Source organism: Herbaspirillum sp. C7C8 (assembly GCF_022627875.1).
GTDB lineage: Bacteria > Pseudomonadota > Gammaproteobacteria > Burkholderiales > Burkholderiaceae_D > Herbaspirillum.
In genome coordinates this window covers 15,881-35,496 of sequence record NZ_JABXGG010000012.1, presented here as the reverse complement: position 1 = coordinate 35,496, position 19,616 = coordinate 15,881, and the positions used below count along the sequence as shown (strand labels likewise).

Annotated in this window: 18 protein-coding genes; 3 read left to right on the top strand and 15 right to left on the bottom strand. The window is 61.8% G+C overall.

The genetic code is table 11. The features are described from left to right. Window position 1: 1 nt before the first annotated feature. From HWE01_RS14895 to glpD, 5 genes are read right to left on the bottom strand one after another with little or no spacing between them, the layout of a single operon-like run. Window positions 2-820, bottom strand: coding sequence for a carbohydrate ABC transporter permease (locus tag HWE01_RS14895; protein ID WP_085943551.1), 819 nt, complete (start codon window positions 818-820; stop codon window positions 2-4). Beyond that, the gene (locus HWE01_RS14890; protein ID WP_008325921.1) at window positions 813-1,703 is read right to left on the bottom strand and encodes a carbohydrate ABC transporter permease; all 891 of its coding nucleotides are present in this window, start codon (window positions 1,701-1,703) and stop codon (window positions 813-815) included. The genes HWE01_RS14895 and HWE01_RS14890 overlap by 8 nt, the downstream gene beginning before the upstream one ends. Window positions 1,704-1,706: 3 nt before the next feature. Continuing rightward, window positions 1,707-2,795: an ABC transporter ATP-binding protein gene (locus HWE01_RS14885; protein WP_175342724.1), complete on the bottom strand. Its 1,089-nt coding sequence runs from the start codon at window positions 2,793-2,795 to the stop codon at window positions 1,707-1,709. Between the two features lies 1 nt (window position 2,796). Then, complete coding sequence (locus HWE01_RS14880; RefSeq protein WP_241822215.1) at window positions 2,797-3,897, bottom strand: ABC transporter ATP-binding protein; 1,101 nt, start codon at window positions 3,895-3,897, stop codon at window positions 2,797-2,799. A 49-nt stretch (window positions 3,898-3,946) separates the two neighbouring features. Continuing rightward, complete coding sequence (gene glpD / locus HWE01_RS14875) at window positions 3,947-5,479, bottom strand: glycerol-3-phosphate dehydrogenase (protein ID WP_241822214.1); 1,533 nt, start codon at window positions 5,477-5,479, stop codon at window positions 3,947-3,949. 376 nt (window positions 5,480-5,855) lie between these two features. Between glpD and HWE01_RS14870 the strand changes: the two genes are divergently transcribed. Together HWE01_RS14870 and adhP are read left to right on the top strand one after the other, a co-directional pair. Further along, window positions 5,856-6,614 carry a DeoR/GlpR family DNA-binding transcription regulator gene (locus HWE01_RS14870; RefSeq protein WP_175342721.1) on the top strand — a complete coding sequence of 253 codons (759 nt, stop codon included), beginning with the start codon at window positions 5,856-5,858 and terminating at the stop codon, window positions 6,612-6,614. Window positions 6,615-6,829: 215 nt separating this feature from the next. Then, entirely contained in the window at window positions 6,830-7,855 is a 1,026-nt protein-coding gene (gene adhP / locus HWE01_RS14865; protein WP_241822213.1) for an alcohol dehydrogenase AdhP, read from the top strand. A gap of 168 nt (window positions 7,856-8,023) precedes the next feature. Here adhP and HWE01_RS14860 read toward each other — a convergent pair whose 3' ends face one another. The 5 genes from HWE01_RS14860 to HWE01_RS14840 form a co-directional block, all read right to left on the bottom strand. Further along, the gene (locus HWE01_RS14860) at window positions 8,024-8,632 is read right to left on the bottom strand and encodes a PqiC family protein (protein ID WP_241822212.1); all 609 of its coding nucleotides are present in this window, start codon (window positions 8,630-8,632) and stop codon (window positions 8,024-8,026) included. A 52-nt stretch (window positions 8,633-8,684) separates the two neighbouring features. Beyond that, entirely contained in the window at window positions 8,685-9,146 is a 462-nt protein-coding gene (locus HWE01_RS14855) for a paraquat-inducible protein A (RefSeq protein WP_241822211.1), read from the bottom strand. A gap of 65 nt (window positions 9,147-9,211) precedes the next feature. Further along, window positions 9,212-9,877: a DUF3313 domain-containing protein gene (locus HWE01_RS14850; protein ID WP_241822210.1), complete on the bottom strand. Its 666-nt coding sequence runs from the start codon at window positions 9,875-9,877 to the stop codon at window positions 9,212-9,214. A 256-nt stretch (window positions 9,878-10,133) separates the two neighbouring features. After that, window positions 10,134-10,724 (bottom strand): TetR/AcrR family transcriptional regulator, encoded by a 591-nt coding sequence (locus tag HWE01_RS14845; RefSeq protein ID WP_241822209.1) that lies wholly within the window; start codon window positions 10,722-10,724, stop codon window positions 10,134-10,136. Between the two features lie 113 nt (window positions 10,725-10,837). Then, window positions 10,838-12,343: a DASS family sodium-coupled anion symporter gene (locus tag HWE01_RS14840; RefSeq protein ID WP_241822208.1), complete on the bottom strand. Its 1,506-nt coding sequence runs from the start codon at window positions 12,341-12,343 to the stop codon at window positions 10,838-10,840. Window positions 12,344-12,655: 312 nt separating this feature from the next. On the opposite strand from HWE01_RS14840, the gene nikR reads away from it, so the two are divergent. Continuing rightward, window positions 12,656-13,123 (top strand): nickel-responsive transcriptional regulator NikR, encoded by a 468-nt coding sequence (gene nikR, locus HWE01_RS14835; RefSeq protein WP_008325869.1) that lies wholly within the window; start codon window positions 12,656-12,658, stop codon window positions 13,121-13,123. A 19-nt stretch (window positions 13,124-13,142) separates the two neighbouring features. On the opposite strand, the gene HWE01_RS14830 is transcribed toward nikR, so the two are convergent. From HWE01_RS14830 to gcvA, 5 genes are all read right to left on the bottom strand, one after another. After that, on the bottom strand, window positions 13,143-14,213 hold the full coding sequence (locus HWE01_RS14830; RefSeq protein WP_175342716.1) for a HoxN/HupN/NixA family nickel/cobalt transporter: 1,071 nt from the start codon (window positions 14,211-14,213) through the stop codon (window positions 13,143-13,145). Between the two features lie 191 nt (window positions 14,214-14,404). After that, a complete protein-coding gene (locus tag HWE01_RS14825) occupies window positions 14,405-15,619 on the bottom strand; it encodes an aminotransferase-like domain-containing protein (RefSeq protein WP_241822272.1) in 1,215 nt (404 codons plus the stop codon). Window positions 15,620-15,632: 13 nt separating this feature from the next. After that, the gene (locus HWE01_RS14820) at window positions 15,633-16,670 is read right to left on the bottom strand and encodes an ABC transporter substrate-binding protein (protein ID WP_369770070.1); all 1,038 of its coding nucleotides are present in this window, start codon (window positions 16,668-16,670) and stop codon (window positions 15,633-15,635) included. Window positions 16,671-16,826: 156 nt separating this feature from the next. Then, complete coding sequence (amaB, locus tag HWE01_RS14815; RefSeq protein ID WP_241822207.1) at window positions 16,827-18,341, bottom strand: L-piperidine-6-carboxylate dehydrogenase; 1,515 nt, start codon at window positions 18,339-18,341, stop codon at window positions 16,827-16,829. Between the two features lie 359 nt (window positions 18,342-18,700). After that, window positions 18,701-19,585, bottom strand: a complete 885-nt coding sequence (gene gcvA / locus HWE01_RS14810; protein WP_175342713.1) for a transcriptional regulator GcvA — start codon at window positions 19,583-19,585, stop codon at window positions 18,701-18,703. Window positions 19,586-19,616 lie beyond the last annotated feature (31 nt).

Below are 19,616 nucleotides of genomic sequence, written 5' to 3'. Positions count from 1 at the left end.
ATCACACTCTCCCCATTGCGAAGCCCTTGGCGATGTGGTTGCGCACGAACCAGATCACCAGGGCTCCCGGAACAATCGTCAACACGCCGGCAGCCGCCAGGATGCCCCAGTCCATCCCGGCCGCAGACGCGGTACGGGTCATGATGGCGCTGATGGGCTTGGCGTTGACCGAGGTCAGGGTGCGGGCCAGCAGCAGTTCCACCCAGCTGAACATGAAGCAGAAGAAGGCCGTCACGCCCACGCCCGACTTGATCAGCGGCAGGAAGATGCGCAGGAAGAAACGCGGGAAGGAGAAGCCGTCGATATAGGCCGTCTCATCGATCTCGCGCGGCACGCCCGACATGAAGCCTTCCAGAATCCATACCGCCAGCGGCACGTTGAAGAGCATGTGCGCCAGCGCCACCGCGATGTACGTGTCCGACAGGCCGATGGTGGAATAGAGCTGGAAGAACGGCAGCAGGAACACCGCCGGCGGTGTCATGCGATTGGTCAGCAGCCAGAAGAACATGTGCTTGTCGCCCAGGAAGCGGTAGCGCGAGAAGCCATACGCCGCCGGCAAGGCCACCAGCAACGACATGACCGTATTCATGGCCACGTAGATGATGGAATTGATATAGCCCGAATACCACGAGGGATCGGTGAAGATGGTCTTGTAGTTGTTCAGCGTGGGCGCATTGGGCCAGAGCGTGAAGACCGACAGGGTTTCCTCATTGGTTTTCAACGATGTGTTCAGCAGCCAGTACAGCGGCACCAGGGTGAAGGCGATGTAGAGCAGCATCACCAGCATGCGGGTAAAGGTCTTGTCCTGAGTCTTAGTCATGTTGGCCACCCGAAGCATTGGCGTTGTTGCCGGCGCTCTGCATCCAGTTGTAGAGCACGAAGGACAACAGCAGGATGATGAGGAAGTAGATCAGCGAGAAGGCGGCGGCCGGACCGAGATCGAACTGGCCCACGGCTTTCTGCGTGAGGTACTGGCTCAGGAAGGTGGTCGAGTTGCCGGGACCGCCACCGGTGAGCACGAAGGGTTCGGTGTAAATCATGAAGCTGTCCATGAAACGCAGCAGCACCGCGATGACCAGCACGCCGCGCATCTTGGGCAGCTGGATGTAGCGGAACACTGCCCAGCGGCTGGCGCCATCGATCTGTGCGGCCTGGTAATAGGCATCGGGAATCGAACGCAAGCCGGCGAAGGCCAGCAGTGCCACCAGCGGGGTCCAGTGCCAGACGTCCATCACCAGCACGGTCAGCCAGGCATCGCTCGGATTGGACGCGTAGTTGTAGTCGAAGCCCAGCAGATCGAGCACGTAGCCGCCCAGGCCGATGTCGGCGCGGCCGAAGATCTGCCAGATGGTACCGACCACGTTCCATGGAATGAGCAGCGGCATGGCCAGGATCACCAGCGTGGCCGAGGATTTCCAGCCTTTGTGGGGCATGGCCAGCGCCAGGCCGATGCCCAGCGGAATCTGCACCAGCAGCACGCAGAAGGAAAAGATCAGCTGGCGCAGCAACGCCGCGTGCAGCTCGCTGTCGCGCATGACGTCGCGGAACCAGTCCAGGCCCACGAAGACCTTCTGCTCGGGGCTGATGATGTCCTGCACCGAATAATTGACCACCGTCATGAGCGGGATGATGGCCGAGAAGGCCACCGTCAGGAAGACCGGAAGGATGAAGAACCAGGCCTTGTTGTTGTAGGGCTTGTTCATGGCTTAGCGTCCTATTCTCTCGTCGTTGCTGAAGTAGATCGTCTCGGGCTTGGCCAGTCGCAGCCAATGCGCGCCGGTGGCGATCTTCATCTCCGGCGCCACGCGCGCCTTCACGCTCATGCCCTCGACCTGCGCCGTCACCAGCTGGCTGGTGCCGAGGTGTTGCACCTGGGTGATCTCGGCACTGACTGCACCGGCCGTACCAGGTGCGGCCAGCTCGACGAATTCCGGACGGATGCCCAGCTTCAGCTCGCCGCTGCTGTTCTTGAGCGCCTGCAATTGCGCGGCCTCGACCTGCACGCGCTGCTGGCCCAGCAGGAGCGCATCACCTTGCACGTGCACCGGGCAGAAGTTCATGCCGGGGCTACCGATGAAGTAACCGACGAAGGTGTGATCGGGACGCAGGAACAGTGCCTCTGGCTTGCCCTGCTGCACCACCTTGCCCTCGGTCATCACCACCACTTCATCGGCGAAGGTCAGCGCCTCGACTTGGTCGTGGGTGACGTAGATCAGGGTGAGCTTCAACTGATGGTGGATTTCCTTCAACTTCTGGCGCAGCTCCCACTTCATGTGCGGATCGATCACCGTCAGGGGTTCATCGAACAGGATCGCCGCCACATCCTTGCGCACCAGGCCACGGCCCAGCGAGATCTTTTGCTTGGCATCAGCCGACAGGCCCGCAGCGCGCTGCTTGAGGTCACGGGTGAGATCGAGCATCTCGGCGATCTCGTGCACGCGCGCCTGCACCTCGCGCTCGGCGACCTTGCGGTTGCGCAGCGGGAAGGCCAGGTTGTCGAACACGCTCATGGTGTCGTAGAGCACCGGGAACTGGAACACCTGCGCGATGTTGCGATCACGGGTGGCCATGCGGGTCATGTCACGACCATCGAAGAGCACCTGCCCTTCCGACGGTTGCAGCAGACCGGAAATGATATTGAGCAGCGTGGACTTGCCGCAGCCCGAGGGGCCCAGCAGTGCATAGGCGCCGCCGTCCTCCCACACCATGTTCATGGGTTGCAGCGCGTAGTCCTTGAGGCTGGCCGGGTTGCCACTGTAGGCGTGACCCAGGTTCTTGAATTCGATGCGGGCCATATCAGCGAGTCTCCAGCGGGGCGCTCAGCAGGCGACCCTGTGTATCGAACAGGAAGGCCTTGGTCGCGGCGATGCTCACTTGCACCGTGCTGCCGATGGCCACTTCATGCACGCCCGACAGCTGCGCCACCAGCGGGACATCACCATGGCGCAGGTGCAGGTAAGTTTCGGAACCGGAGAGTTCGGCCAGGGTGACGCGGCAACCCAGACTCACGCCCGGTGCGTTGAGCGCCTCCAGGCGCACGTCATTGCAACGGATGCCCAGCTTGCAGGGCTGGCCTTCGGGGAGGGACAACTGGCGTCCGGCAATTTCCAGCACGCTGCCATCGCTCATGCGGATCGCAGCCTTGCCTTCACCGGTGGAGATGGCCGTGGCATCGAGCAGGTTCATCGGTGGGTCATTGAAGATCGCCGCCACCCGCGTGGAAGCGGGGCTGTTGAACAGCTCCAGGGTCGGTCCGAACTGCAGCAGGCGGCCCTCGTGCATCACGGCGGTATGCCCGCCCAGCAGCAGCGCTTCCTGTGGCTCGGTGGTGGCGTAGACCACGGTGGTGTCGCCGGTGGTGAAGAGCGAAATCAGCTCGCTGCGCAATTCCTCGCGCAGCTTGTAGTCGAGGTTGACCAGCGGTTCATCCAGCAGCACCAGCGGCGCGCGCTTGATGAGCGCCCGCGCCAGCGCGCAACGCTGCTGCTGGCCACCGGAGAGTTCCAGCGGCAGGCGTTGCAGCAGATGCGCGATGTGCAACTTGTCGGCGATCTCCTTGACGCGCTTGGTGATCTCCTGCTCCGGCTGCTTCTGCAGACGCAGCGGCGCGGCGATGTTCTCGAACACCGTCAGGCCGGGATAATTGATGAATTGCTGATACACCATCGCCAGGTTGCGCTCGCGCACGCTCACACCGGTGACGTCCTGGCCATCGACCAGCACGCGACCTGCGGTGGGCTTGTCGAGCCCGGCGATGATGCGCATCAGTGAGGTCTTGCCGGCCTGGGTCGGCCCCAGCAAAACGTTGATGCCACCTTTGGCCAGGTTCAGGTCCATCGGGTACAGGTGCGTTTCGGCACCGACCGTCTTGGCCACTTGTTTCAGTTCCAGGGTCACGCTGTCTCCTCGCTACATTTTTTTGATGAATGGTGTGCGGCGACCTGGCTTACGGCTGGGCCGGGTCTGGCAGACTGGCCAGCCACGCCTCCAGCCGGGCCCGGTGCTGGGCACTGGCGTGCAGGCCCAGCTTGCTCCGGCGCCACAGGATGTCGTCCACCCCGCGCGCCCATTCGTGTTGCACCAGGTAACGCGCCTCGGCCTCGTAGAGGCCCGGTGTCAGTTCTTCGCCCAGGGCGGCCAGGCTGTCGGCCTGGCCGATGATGCGCTCCACGCGCGATCCGTAACTGCGCGCATAGCGATGGGCCAGGTCGGCCGGCAGCCAGGGATGGCGCGCCTGGACCTTGCGCAGATACGCCTCGAAGTCATAACGCGCCACCATCTTGCCGGGTTGCTCCAGGTCACCGCCGGGCAGCGGCGCACCGGCCGTCCACGGCTGGCTCGATGCACCCAGGTGCGGGGCCAGCATGGACAGGGCTTCCTCGGCCAGCTTGCGATAGGTGGTGATCTTGCCGCCCCAGACGTTCAACATGGGGGCGCCGGCATCGTCGCATTCGAGCAGGTAGTCGCGCGTGATGGCCGAGGCATTCTCGGCGCTGTCATCCAGCAGCGGACGCACGCCAGAGTAGGTCCAGACCACGTCATCCCGGCCGATCTGACGCTTGAAGTAGCGGTTGGCCATCTCGCAGAGGTAATCGATCTCGGCGGCATCGATCTCGACCTTGCCGGCGTCGCCGTGGTATTCGAGGTCGGTGGTGCCGATGAGGGTGAATTCTTCCTGATAGGGGATGGCGAAGATGATGCGCTTGTCCGGATTCTGGAAGATATAGGCGTAGGGGTGATCGAACAGGCGCTTGACCACGATGTGGCTGCCCTTGATCAGGCGCAGGCTGCGGCCGGTCTTGGCCTGCGGCACGGCCTGCGCAAACCGCGCAGCCCAGGGGCCGGCGGCGTTGACGATGGCGCGGGCACGCACTTCTTCCTGTTGCACGCCGCCTGCATGCTGATGCTCCAGCACGGCATGCCAGATCTCGCCTTCGCGACGGGCACTGATGCACTTGGTGCGGGTGAGAATGCGGGCGCCGTGTTCCTGGGCGTCCATCGCGTTCAACACCACCAGACGGGCATCGTCGACCCAGCCATCGGAATAGACGAAGCCACGACGGTAGTCGCCCTTGAGAGGCTTACCGGCAGCGTGACGGGTCAGATTGGCGCCTTCGGAGGCGGGCAGGATCTCGCGCTTGGCGAGGTAGTCATACATGAACAGGCCGGCACGGATCATCCAGGCCGGACGCTGGTTGGCATCATGCGGCATGACGAAGCGCAGCGGCCAGATGATATGCGGTGCCGAGCGCAGCAGGACTTCGCGTTCCTGCAATGCCTTGCGTACCAGCTTGAATTCGTAGTATTCGAGGTAGCGCAAGCCGCCATGGATGAGCTTGGTGCTGGCCGAGGAGGTGTGCTGAGCCAGGTCATGCTGTTCGCACAGCAGCACGCGCAGGCCGCGACCGGCTGCATCGCGCGCGATGCCCGCGCCATTGATGCCGCCGCCTACCACCAAGAGATCATATTCGAGCGTCATTCGCCGCTTCTCCGTGTTGGTTCCGTATTGATGCCGTATTGAAACTGTCTTGAATGCCGCAGCGACACCGTATTGTTTCCGGGTTGCAACTGTATTGCTGCGGTATTGCGACTGTATTGGTGCCGTGTTGCTGCTTTTCGGGGGCTGTATTGCTTGTGTGCGGTCACCGTATTGCCGTCTCAGCGGTCCGCTGTGTTTGCGTGCAACAGCTGCCCGGCAAACTCACACTTTCCCGGGAGTTGCCATGGACCGTAAGATAAGCGACATCCCGAAAGTAAATCAACAATTATTTGTTGTTTTATGTTCGTTTATGTTTTTTAATGTTCATATCCGATCAAAATTGTTTCCCAAAAATCAACGGAATTCGACTCTTTCCATGCTCAATCCCAGGCAACAGACGCTGCTGGAATGCGTTCGCAAGCACGGCACCATCTCGGTGGAAGAGCTGGCGCAGCAACTGAACGTGACCACCCAGACCGTGCGCCGCGACGTCAAGGCGATGGTCGATGCCAGCTTGCTGGCGCGTTATCACGGCGGTGTAGGCCTGCTGTCCTCGACCGAGAACATTGCCTATCCCGAACGCCAGGTCATGCACGCCGAGGCCAAGCGCCGCATCGGCCGCACGGTGGCCGCGCGGGTGCCGGACGGCTGTTCGCTGATCCTCAATCTGGGCACCACCACCGAGGAGGTGGCGCGCGCCCTGCAGCAGCACAAGAACCTGCACGTGGTGACCAACAACCTGAACGTGGCCAATTCGCTGGCCAGCAATCCGGCGCTGGAGGTCATCATTGCCGGTGGCGTGGTGCGCGCGCGCGATCGCGGCATCGTCGGCGAAGCCACCATCGATTTCATCCGCCAGTTCAAGGTGGACATCGGCATCATCGGCATCTCCAGCATCGAGATGGATGGCGTGTTGCGCGATTTCGATGCCCGTGAAGTCAAGGTGGCGCAGACCATCATCGAACAGTCGCGCCAGGTCTGGCTGGTGGCCGATGCCAGCAAGTTCGGACGACAGGCGCTGGTGAAGATGGCGCATCTGTCGCAGATCGACGTGCTCTTCACCGATGCCCCGCCACCGCCGGAACTGGCCACCCTGCTGGCAGAGACGGATGTGGAAGTGGTGATCGCGAAGTAAGCCGGCCGCGCGCGCATGCTGCAAGGGCATGCGCTGGTGCACTCCCCTTGTTTTTCAACGATGGGCGACATGGATCAATCCATGCGCAATCATCGATTGTCGTCATGCGGCACGCGGAGGATATTGACGCTTGCAGGCAGGAACAACAGTCGGCCATTGCAGCACAAGGCCGCCGCCCTGCCCTGGCATCCCGTTGATCCCCCCGAGGAGTGCATATGACGCAAATGATGAAAGCGGCCGTCGTCCGCGAATTCGGCAAGCCCCTGTCGATTGAACAAGTGCCTGTCCCCACGCCGGGGCCGGGCCAGATCCTGGTCAAGTTCGAAGCCAGCGGCGTGTGCCATACCGACCTGCACGCGGCCCATGGCGACTGGCCCGTCAAACCCACGCCCCCGTTCATTCCCGGACACGAAGGCACCGGCTACGTCGCCGCGCTGGGTGCGGGTGTCAAGCACGTCAAGGAAGGCGACCGCGTCGGCGTGCCCTGGCTGCATACGGCCTGCGGCTGCTGTTCACCCTGCCGCACCGGCTGGGAAACCCTGTGTGCCGAACAACAGAACACCGGCTATTCCGTCAACGGCAGCTTTGCCGAATACGGCCTGGCCGATCCCAACTTCGTCGGCCACCTGCCTGCCGGACTGGATTTCGGCCCGGCAGCCCCCGTGCTGTGCGCGGGTGTGACCGTCTACAAGGGCTTGAAGGAAACCGAGGTGCGCCCCGGTGAATGGGTGGTCATTTCCGGCATCGGCGGCCTGGGCCACATGGCCGTGCAATATGCCAAGGCCATGGGCATGCACGTGGTCGCCGCCGACATTCACGAAGACAAGCTGGCGCTGGCCAGGAAGCTGGGCGCGGACCTCACCGTCGATGGCCGCGACCACAATGCGGTGGCCGAAGTCCAGCGCATCATCGGTGGCGCGCATGGTGCGCTGGTGACGGCGGTGTCGCCCAAGGCGATGGAACAGGCCTTCGGATTCCTGCGCGCACGCGGCACGATGGCGCTGGTTGGATTGCCACCGGGAGACATCAGCCTGCCGGTGTTCAATACGGTGTTGAAGCGCATCACCGTGCGCGGCTCCATCGTCGGAACGCGCCAAGACCTGGAAGAGTCGCTGGTCTTTGCTGCCGAGGGCAAGGTGGCGGCGCACTTTACCTGGGACAAGCTGGACAATATCAATGCCATCTTTGCGCGCATGGAAGAGGGCAAGATTGATGGGCGGATTGTGCTGGACTTGACCTGAGTCCCCGAAGCCGAGGTAGAGCAGCAACATCAAAAATGGCAGCCCCTGCCGGAAGCTGCCATTTTCAGTGCACCTGTAGCTCTCTCATCACTGAGACGACGATATCTGCCGTCACATCGGGATGCAGACCTCCCAAAGCCGATCCCGCCTGTGAGGATGACTCCGGTATTACTTCAAGATCGCAGCCACTGCCCTTGCGGCGACGGCCACATCCGCGGCCACACTGCTGGAGAGTTTCTGGAATGCGATGACCTGGCCTTCGGCCCCTTCCACAATATCCAGATTCAGACTGGTTCGTCCGACGATGCTCTCATCTTCCGGGATCGCTTTTACCTCCCATTCGACGATGCCGGAAAAACGACGGCCTCCGCTGAAATCAGACTTGCTCAGCGTTGCGGCAATCTGCAGCCTTCGGGCTTTTCCTTTATCGCTCTGGTAATACAGATCCACTGCATCCAGTCGCTGCTGTAGCGCCAGGGAAATCGCCGCCCGCAGTTCGTCGGGAAGCGGTGCCGTCCACCGGTCGGCAGATGCCGGGGTCATGCTTCCATCGCCGTGTCCAATCATGATGCGTGAGGTATTGAGCGCTTCCGCCGTCCTGATCGGTAGCACCTCAATGAGCAGCGCATCACTGTCGCGACTGGTGATATGACCCGAGTTCTTCATGTCGACATTCACATAGTTGGTCAGCGTGTGATACCGCATGCCGGTGCTGCTGCATGCGACCAATCCAATGGCCACTGGCAACGCAATCAACAGGCAAAGCAGTTTGCTCATCCGGCGGGCACCCAATGCGTGGTGCTGATGCCGATCTGGCCCATACTCCATCTCACCTCCACAAGTCACTTGAGTCGCTGACCAGCAGTGCAGCGAAAAGAACGATCAGCATACTCAGCGATGCCAGGGCGATGCCAGGCACCACGGATGCAATGAGGCTGACCTGGCTGATGGTCACCAGCATTCCGATGATGTACATCTGGATCATCGTGCAGGGCCGCATCCTGTTGAAGACGCGGACAATCCGGTAGCGGGAGATCGCTTTGGACGGCGCACCGCGTAGCAACCTGAGGGCCATCGACAGCATCTCCAGCAATGGATACACAATGGTGGTGATCAGCATGATGAGATACACCGGTCCAGATCCGGCGGAGTTGGTCAACGTCAGACATTCGATCATCGTGACGCTGACCACTGCGCGCCCGACCATCATGTCGGCAATCGGGAAGATGTTGCCGACGACGAGAAGGAACAGCGCAGAAAACACCAACGGCAATCGCAGGTCTGCCTTCATGCCAATGCTCTCGAGGAACTCACCTGCTTCGCCCGCTTGCACATGGATAGTCAAAGGTCGCCGTGCTAACGCAGTTGGACCAGCAGTGCCTTCGCACCTTTATCAATCCCTGCCTTGGAGGCACTGAGAGCGCCCATACTTGCCCCGATATCCCATGGCTTGGGATACTGCTTGGTGATGTAGGCCTTGAGCAGTCGCTTGTCCGAGGCGTCGTACACCTCGACCGAATAGATGATGGAACCACCGACGAGGGCCTCCCGGTCACGCGCATTCTGGACTGCGTTGTAGAGGCCGCCGCCAATGTCGAAACGGGTAAAGGTCGATATCACGGCGGTGTTGGTCTGCGCACCGGTCAGGGTGAGCTTGATCAACAATGTCTTGCGCGTGCCTGCATTGCTCAGGCTGAAGCGACTGCGCAACTCCTCGGCAAATTTCTGTTGCATGTAGTTGGCCAGCGTCGCCTTGTCTTCCTCGCTCATGCTACCGAACTGATTATCAGCGCCCCGATAGATGGTAACCGGCGGCAGGACCGCGGCCTCATAACTCGTCCAGTCGACAGCTTGCGAATAGGAAAAGGGGACACGACCGGTACTGTCTCCTTCATTGGCGGTCAATACCTTGGACGAGTCGATCCCCGTGTATTTCACGGGATCCGAACTCGCGCACGCGGTCAATATGGCGCAGACAAGCGCAACGAAGCACAGTCGCTTCACCGTATGGGAAGAACGCATGATGTATTTCCTTTGTGATGTCAGGCCTGGCCTCAATCGCATGAGCGAAGTCCGCAGCGCGGCGTGAAGTTGCCAGGATAGCCAGAGGTTAACGACCCATCGCCACCGATCAGGCTGGGGATGGGGCACGGCGGCTGCACTATGGCCATAGCGCAAGATCACTATAGCACCGAATTGCCTGTTTACATACCGTCCGGACGGTTTTTATTTTGAACGAGACCGATATGCCACGCAAGTGCCAGCGGCACCCGGCGACTCAGTGCTTGCGTGGCTTGGATTGTTGGGGAGAGTTCTTTGTCCAGCGCGACTCATCGAGCAGGAGATCAAAGCAGCGTTGCCGCTCCTGCTCGGAAAGTGGGCACATATTGAAGAGCGAGGTCCAGAGCAAGCCGCGCGCAGCGGTCCACCGGAGAATCGCCAGGTCAGGGTCAGCGGCCTCTTTGCGGATGGCCGCAACATGCTCGGCGTCGGTCATCTTGACTCCCTCCACGAGCGAGGGTTGCTCGCTGATGGCACCAAGAATGGCCAAGGCCACCGAATGCGGCTGTTTGGAGGCTTCACGCAGAACTGAAATCTGCATGGCCAGGGCAGGCTCGGAAGAATGCTTGCCCTCCCCGTCCAGGAACTCACGTGCGAAATGGCCGAAGTGCACACGCTGGTTGTCCAACAGCGCCACCAGCACAGCCTGCTTGGTGCGGAAATGATGCAGGACGCCGCCCTTGCTGATTCCGGCCTCTTTGGCAATGGCGTCAATCGTCAGCTTGTTTGCCCCGTCACGTGCGATCACAGAGAGTGCAGCTTGGATGATGAGCTGCCTCGATTTTTCCGAGCGTGTGGAGTTGTCCATTTCTTGAGCGTCAAGGCTGGCTGGCGAAGCCCGACACAATAGCCGTTTCTGCCGAGGGGCGCAAATGCTCCGGCTTCGCCCCACGAGGTCCGATCGGGATCAATGTCGGTCTCCTACCAGAATCCCAACACCTTCCACCACGCCATCCCCACCGTCGCAAACACCAGCAATTCCACCACCGCCATCACGAAACCCACGCCCCACCACTTGCCCATGGAGACGTAGCCGCTGCCGAAGATGATGGGCGAAGTGCCGGTAGCGTAATGGGTCAGCGTCATCATCACGCCCGATCCTGCGGTCATCATCAGCATGAAGGGCTCCACATACTGCGGCGGCAGCAATTGCGCGCCCACCGTGAGAAAGGCCAGCATCATCGCGCTGATGTGTGCCGTGGTACTGGCAAAGAAGTAATGCGACAGCACGAACACCAGCAGCAGCACGCCGGCCACGGCCATCCAGCCCATGCCGCTGGCGACGATGGCGGCCTTCATGCCTTCCGAGAACCACGCTACCACACCGGTCTTGTTCAACTGCTCGGCCAGCATCACCAGGGCACCGAACCAGACCAGCGTATCCCACGCGCTCTTTTCGGAGAGCACATCATCCCAGTCAATCGTACCTGTGATGATGAGCACGAACAATCCAACGAACGCCACCACCGTCGGATCAAGCGTGAAGGCCGCCCCCAACAGCATGGCCGGGACGTTGGCCCACAGCAGCAGCAGCAACGCAAAGGTCCCCAGCATCACCTTCTCGCCAGCCCCGAGCTTGCCCATCTTGTCGAGTTCGCTGCGGGCATAGTCCACCGCGTTGGGCGTGGACTTCAATTCCGGCGGCGAGAGCAGGTAGATCACCATCGGCATGATCAGCAGACACACCAGACCGGGCAGGAGCATGCACAGCGCCCAGGTGGTCCATGAGAGTTGCAGCGCATGACCGGTGGCCTTGGCCACGTAGTTGACCACCAGCGGATTGGGTGCGGTGGCGGTGAGGAACATGGCCGAGGTGATCGGGTTGGCGTGATAGTTGACCAGCGCCAGGTAGGTGCCGACCTTGTTCTGCGTGCCCTTGGCCGGATCGGAATCAAAGGCGTTGGCAATCGACTTCATGATGGGATGGACGATGCCGCCGCCACGCGCCGTATTGCTGGGCGTGAAGGGCGCCAGCACCAGTTCGCAAATCGCCAGGCCATAGCCGATGCCCACCGTGCGCTTGCCCAGCAGCGCGATGAACATCAGCCCGACACGCCGCCCCAGCCCGGTCTTCTTCAAACCACGCGAAATCAGGATGGCCACCACGATAAGCCAGATCAGCGGATTGGAAAAACTGGCCAGCGCATCGGCAATCGCTCCCTTGGAGGAAGTCGAGGTGACCTGCGAGAGCGAGACGATGACGATGGCCATCATCGCCATCACGCCGATGGGCATGACCTTGAGGATGATGGCCACGATGGTGGTGAGGAAGATCGCCACCAGCGCCCAGGCCTTGGGCTCCAGGCCGCCCGGACAGGGGGTGAGCAGCAGCAGGATCAGTACCGCCGTGGCAATCAGGGCCGGCACCAGCTTGAAGGGAACAGCGTCGTTGAAATACTTGAAGGTGGCTTTGAGTTGATTGAACATCGCATCATCCTGAAGACTATGAAAGCAAGATGGCCGCACAGCCTGTTGCCGTGTGGCCATCCTTGCGCCAGTATAGTCAGCCGGTCGCTGCGCCAGCGCCGGAGAGTGTGGATGTTTTGATCTACGCCAGCATTAAAGTGACTTTAATGCTCTTTGGCATCACCGCAGCGAGACGCCGTCATTCTCGGCCATGGCCGAACGGCAAGCAAGCGTGAGCGGTACAGTCGATCCGTCATGGACGCATGCCCGCGCATTTTGACCACAGCGGCGCCGCATTGTTATGATCCCGCCTATCACTCTAGGGGAATGGCAATGCAGCGCTGGACAATTTCGGTCGATGACGACCTGGCGGCAGAGTTCGACAGGTTCGTGGACAGCAAGGGCTATTCGAACCGCTCCGAAGCCTTCCGTGACCTGGTGCGCAAGGAACTGGGACAGACTGAACTGGAGGAGGGCAAGTCGCGCTGGTGCGTGGCCACCGTCAGCTACATCTACGACCACCATGAGCGCATGCTGGCCAACCGGCTGACCCAGCTGCAGCATGAGCATCACGACGTCGCCATCGCTTCCCAGCACGTCCACCTGGATCACGACAATTGTCTGGAGACGACGATCCTCAAGGGACGCGTGGACGAAGTACGCGCCTGCGCCGACGCGATCATTTCACAAACCGGCGTGCGGCATGGGAACGTCCACATCGTGCCGGTCGAGATGAAGAGGGAAAAATACGTGCGTGCCACCCACGGGCATGGCCACGTTCATTTTCATCCGAAGTCTTGACGCGCGCTCAGGGAGGCGCTCAGCGGATATCCGATGCGGGCGGCAGATCCAGTTCGTCATAGCGCCGCCACTTGTAGATCAGCAGCGATAGCAGCCAGGCGGCCACGAAGAGCCCGATGATGAGATAGCCGATCACGCCGAAGCTGTCGCTGAGCCGACCGATGAAGTCCCAGAAAGCACCCGACAATTCAAGCTTGTCCGCCATCAGCCCCAGCACTTCGATACTGCCCACCAGTACCGCTACCAGCACCGAGACAAAGGTGATGGTCATGTTGTAGTAGAGCTTGCGCACAGGCTTGACGAAGGCCCAGCCATACGCGCCCAGCATCAGGATGCCGTCGGTGGTGTCGATCAGCGACATGGCAGCCGTAAAGAGCAGCGGGAACAGCAGGATGGTCCAGATCGGCAATCCATTGGCCGTCTGGGTCGCCGAGATGCCGAGCAGGGAAATTTCGGTGGCGGTATCGAAGCCCAGCCCGAACAGGAAACCCAGCGGATACATGTGCCAGCTGCGCGTGATGAGCTTGAACATGGGCCGGAAAATGCGCGCCATGAAGCCACGATTGCCCAACAGCAGATCAACGTCTTCCTCAACGTAAGGTTTGCCACTGCGCAGGTCGCGGAATTTGCGCCAGACGGACCTGAGCACGATCAGGTTCAGCATCGCGATGAGCAGCAGGAAGAAGGCAGAGACCAGCGTCCCGATGATGCCGCCGATTTCATGGAAGGCTTCCATATGCGTCTTCAGGGCCATCGCACTCAGAGCCAGCAGCAGGCAGGCGAGAATGACCACCGTCGAGTGGCCCAGCGAAAACATCAGGCCGACGGCCACCGGCTTCTTGCCATCCTGCATCAGCTTGCGGGTCACGTTGTCGATGGCGGCGATGTGATCGGCATCCACAGCGTGCCGCAGCCCGAAACCATAGGCCAGAAACGCCGTCCCAAGCAGCAGGGGCGTCTGCCGGAACGCCAGATACGCCGCAATCCAGACGGCAACGTTGAAGAAAATCAGGAAGGCATAGATGCCAATGAGCTTGTTCCGCAGTTCGGGGGCGGCGTCATTGAGCACGGTGCGCAAGGATTGAAGCATGGCGGCCTGGCAATGGGCGGCTGGCTCCGGAAAGAGCGCCGACCTTCATATGATTAAAAAATAAATCATCATACTCTTTATCGCTGACCATGAGCTGACTGCACAGCTTGTGCCGATGGGATGACGGCAGAAAAGAGAACGCCCCGTTGCACAAGCTGCACAACGGGGCGCTTTCCAGGCATGCAGAAAATTCATGCCTGCATGTGCATCCATTCCTTGCGTGCCTGCTTCAGACGGGCCACACCTTCGATGATCTCCGCGGGTTGGGCGTTGGCGAAGGACAGCCGCCAGTGGCCCGCCTCGGCCCGGGTCGCGTAGAAGGCGCTGCCGGGCACGTACATCACGTTGTGGCGCACCGCCACCTGCAACAGCGCGCTGGCGTCCGTGCCATCCTGCCAGCTGGCCCAGATGAACATGCCACCTTCCGGCGCGATCAGCGAGAGGCCATCACCGAAGGCTTCGCGCAGGGACGACAACATGATCGCGCAACGATCGCGATAGGTGGCGATGATGTGAGGCAGGTGCTCCTCCAGATGACCGTCCTGCAGATAGCGCGCCGCGACCATCTGCATCCACGGCGCAGTACACAGGTCACCGGTCTGCTTGGCGATGACGGCCCGACGCAGGATCTCGCCGGGGCCACACATCCACCCGATACGCAAACCCGGTGCCACGGTCTTGGACAGGCTGGACAAGTAGACCAGCCAGTCGCGCGCGCCTTCGATCTCATGCGCGACCTGCAGCAGGGGCGGTTCGGCCTGCCCGGAGAAGCGCAGCTGGCCGTAGGGATCATCCTCGATCACGATGAACTGGTAACGCACCGCCAGCGCCAGCAAGTGGCGCCGCCGTGCCAGCGGCAAGGTGGCACCGGTCGGATTGGCAAAGCTCGGCACCAGGTACAGCAGCTTGGGCCGGGCGCCCGCCAGCAGCATGGCTTCCAGCGCACCGGTATCCATGCCCTGGCCATCACCGGGGATTTCCATCAGCTCGGCCCCGGCCAGGCGCAGGGCCTGGATCGCCGCCGGATAGCAGGGCCGCTCGATGACCACGCCATCGCCCGGTTCCAGCAGGATGCGCAACAACAGCTCAAAACCCTGCTGCGAACCGGTGGTCACGATCAGATCACCCCGATCGGCACCGCCGATGCGCTTGCGCGTGAGCTCCCTGAGCACCTGCGCCAGCTGCGTCGTGCCCTCGGTGGCGCCATATTGCAGACAGGCCGCAGCCGCGCTGTCGAGCAGGGTGGCGGCGCTCTTTGCCAGCCCTTGCGTATCGAACAGCGACGGCGCCGGATAACCGCCGGCAAAGGAGATCATGCCGGCTTGCTGCGTGTACTTGAACAGCTCCCGGATGGGCGAGCCCTGGGGCGACTGGAAGGCCGGACTGAAACGATAGGCTGCGGTCATGATCGACAAGGGCTTATTGCTCGATCATGCGGTTCCAGCGGTTGTTCCACTCGGAGCGCTTTTCGTTGACGGTGTCCCAGTCCACGGTGTTGAGGTTCCTGGTCAGCACTTCGCTCTTGCCCAGCTTGGCTTGCGCGGCCTCCGACAACGGCACGTTGCGGTTGACCGGAATGGAGTTGGCCAGTGCCATGCTCTTGGCCTGTACCGCCGGGGTCAGCAGGTATTCCAGCAGCTTCTGGGCCAGTTCTGGCTCGCTGTTGCCCTTGATCGGGCAGGCGCCGGTCATGAGCAGCACGCCGCCTTCCTTGGGGGTGGCGAATTCGGCCGGGATGCCCTTGTCCTTCAGATTGGCGATACCGGTCACGGTCAGAGGGAAGATGGCCGCTTCATTGGTCTGCACCATCTCGGAAATCTTGGCCGAGCTGGAGAGGTATTCGATCACGTTGGGGCCGATGGTGCTGCCCCATTTCTTGAAGCCGGGATCGACGTTCTTGTCAGTGCCGCCCACCAGACGGTTGAACATCATGAAGCCATACAGACCGAAGGTGCTGGCGGAGATGGATTGGAAGACCACCTTCTGCTTGTACTTGGGATCGGCAAAATCCATCCACGAGGTCGGTGCCGGCCAGCCCTTCTCGGCGAACAGCTTCTTGTTGTAGCCGATGCCGAGCACGCCCATCTCGATGGCCACGGCCTGGTCATTGGCCAGACGCGCGAAGGGATAGACGTCCTTGAGCACGGCGGCGTCCTTGACCTTCTCGCACAGGTTCATGTTGATGGCGCGGTACATGATGCCGTCATCGAGGAAGGCCACGTGCATCTGCGGCTTGTCGCGCTGGGCCTGCATCTTGGCGATGATGTCCGAAGAGGTGCCGGGCACCACCACCACCTTGACGTTGTTGGCCTTCTCGAAGTCAGGGAAGATCGAGGCGGTGTAGTTCTTTTCCATCGTGCCGCCGTTCATGCCGACGTAAATGGTCTTGGTCTGCGCCTGCGCGCCCGTGGCGAGCAGGGTCGCGGCGATTGCACAGGTGACTGCCAGGGTCTTCATCTTCATTACTGCACTCCTTGCCGGTTTGCCGTTGTGGATCCCGCTTGCGCGGGCGTGGGTCGTGGGATGCCCTGCCGGATCCCTTGTGGTGGAGCTGGGATCCGGCAGGGGTGCTGCATGTTTCCAGGGGAATGAGCCGGTGGACTTCGCCGTCGCTCAGTCGATGTCGAACTTCACGCCCTGCGCCAGCGGCAGGGTCTTGCTGTAGTTGATGGTGTTGGTGGCGCGGCGCATGTAGTTCTTCCAGGCGTCGGAACCGGATTCGCGGCCCCCGCCGGTTTCCTTTTCTCCGCCGAAGGCACCGCCGATTTCCGCACCGCTGGTGCCGATGTTGACGTTGGCCAGACCGCAGTCGCTGCCGGTAGCCGAGACGAAGAGTTCGGCCTCGCGCATGTCATTGGTGAAGATGGCCGAGGACAAGCCTTGCGGCACGGCATTGTTCATGGCGATGGCCTCGCTCAGTTCATCGTACTTGACGATGTAGAGAATGGGCGCGAAGGTCTCGTGGTGCATGATGGCGGTCTGGCCCGGCATGGTGACCAGGGCCGGACGCACGTACCACGATTGCTGGCCCATCACGTCCACGCGTTCGCCGCCGGTGACTTCACCGCCCTGCGCACGCGCCTGCGAGAGCGCCGCCTGCATCGCATCGAAGGCGGCCTGATCGATCAGCGGGCCGACCAGGGTGTCGCCCTGCAACGGATCACCGACCTTCACGCTGGCGTAGATGCGCTTGATCTGCGCCACCACCTGATCGTGGATGCTGCTGTGAACGAACAGGCGGCGCAGACTGGTGCAGCGCTGGCCGGCCGTGCCCACCGCCGAGAAGGTGATGGCACGCAGCGCCAGGCTCAGATCCGCCGAGGGCGCCACGATCATGGCGTTGTTGCCGCCCAGTTCCAGCAGGCTGCGACCCAGGCGCTCGGCCACGACGGTGGCGACCTTGCGGCCCATGCGCACACTGCCGGTGGCACTCACCAGCGGCACGGCTGCCGAGCGCGACAGGGTTTCGCCCAGATCGGCACCACCGATGAGCAGGCCGCACAGCTGCGCCGGCACCAGGTTCGGACGCTGCGCCGAGAAACGCGCCACAGCCTTGGCAAAGAGCGCCTGTACGGCCAGGGCGGTGACAGGCGTTTTTTCCGAAGGTTTCCACACCACGGCATTGCCGCACACCAGTGCCAGCGCGGCGTTCCACGCCCACACCGCGACCGGGAAGTTGAAGGCGGTGATCACGCCCACCACGCCCAGCGGATGCCAGGTTTCCATCATGCGGTGGCCGGGCCGCTCGGAGGCGATGGTCAGGCCATGCAGCTGGCGCGACAGGCCGACGGCGAAGTCGCAGATATCGATCATTTCCTGCACCTCGCCCAGGCCTTCGGAGAGGATCTTGCCGGCTTCCTGAGTCACCAGGGCACCCAGTTCATCGCGATGCTCGCGCAGCACTTCACCCAGCACGCGCACCAGTTCGCCGCGCACCGGCGCCGGCACTTCGCGCCAGGCCAGGAAGGCTTGTTGCGCACCGGCGATGGCGGCTTCAGCGTGGGCCGGCGTCTGCGCCTTGAGTTGCGCGATGATCTCGCCATCGCGCGGCGAGCGAATCACCAGATCGTTGCCGGCGTAGGCCGAGAAGTCGGCTCCCAAGGTGGAGAAGATGCGTGGAGAAGACATGGGATTCCCTTGAAAAGTGGAGTGGGATGGGTCTGGAACGGTGCAGTATAAGGACAGCAAGTGCCATTGTTAAAACCAAAAATATTCACCACATCATGAGTTTTTGGAATGCACCGACCTGGCGCGCGAGAATCGACGGGGATGAGCAAGGATGGTGCGGCGCATCACTTCATATCGCCCGGAAGCGCCGGTGGAACGGGCGTTCCGGCGCCGATGCCGGGGCCGCTCGGGAGGCCGCTTGCGCGCCATTCACGGCGCGCCGGGAGGATCACCAGCGCGCGCATGCAAACCGCGCGGGCATGAGTTTTAGTCAGCCTGGGAAATTCGCGCACCGAATCGATGCACATGCACGAGGGGCCTCACCCTCCCTGCGCTTCGCTCAGAATCCACTCACGGAACTTGAGGATGGCGGCCTTGCCGGCATTCTTTTCGGGATAGACGAGGTAATAGGATTGCGGGCTCTTGACCGCCAGCGCGAAAGGCACATGCAGTTGCCCCAGGCTGATCTCGGTCTCGACCATGAACTTGGGCATGAGCGCCACGCCCATGCCGGCCACGGCGGCCTGGATGACCATGGCCAGTTGCTCGAAACGCGGCCCCGACAAGGCATTGGGGCAATCCACGCCGACGTGGCGGAACCAGTCCTGCCACGCCTGCGGACGCGTGGTGTGCTGCAGCAGCGTGACGTTGGCCAGGTCATCCACCGTGCGCAGACGTTCGGCCAGCGCCTTGCTGCAGACCGGCACCACTTCCTCGCCCATCAGGCGCACCATGACCGTATCGGGCCAGTCGGGTTCGCCAAAGTGGATGGCGGCATCCACCTGGCGCGTATTGAAATCGAAGGGCAGCACTTCCGTGCTCAGGTTCAGCAGGACGTCCGGATGGGCGGCGGCAAACTTGGCCAGGCGCGGAATCAGCCACTTCACGCCGAAGGTCGGGAGGATGGCCAGGTTGAGCACGCTGGCCAGGCTGTTGTAGGTCATGACCTGGAAGGTCGCCATCTCGATCTGCTTCAGGATGGTGGAGACCTGGGACGCATAGTCGCGCCCGGCCTCGGTGAGGATCAGGCGGCGGTTGATGCGCTCGAACAGCTTGACGTTGAGGTACTCCTCCAGGATCGCCACCTGGCGACTCACTGCGCCCTGCGTCATGTGCAATTCATTGGCCGCCTTGGTGAACGACATGTGCCGTGCCGAGGTGTCAAAGGCAATCAGGCAGGACGTTGACGGGATGAAACGACGCATGGGACGGATGCCGCTGGCTGAAGGCGGGGCA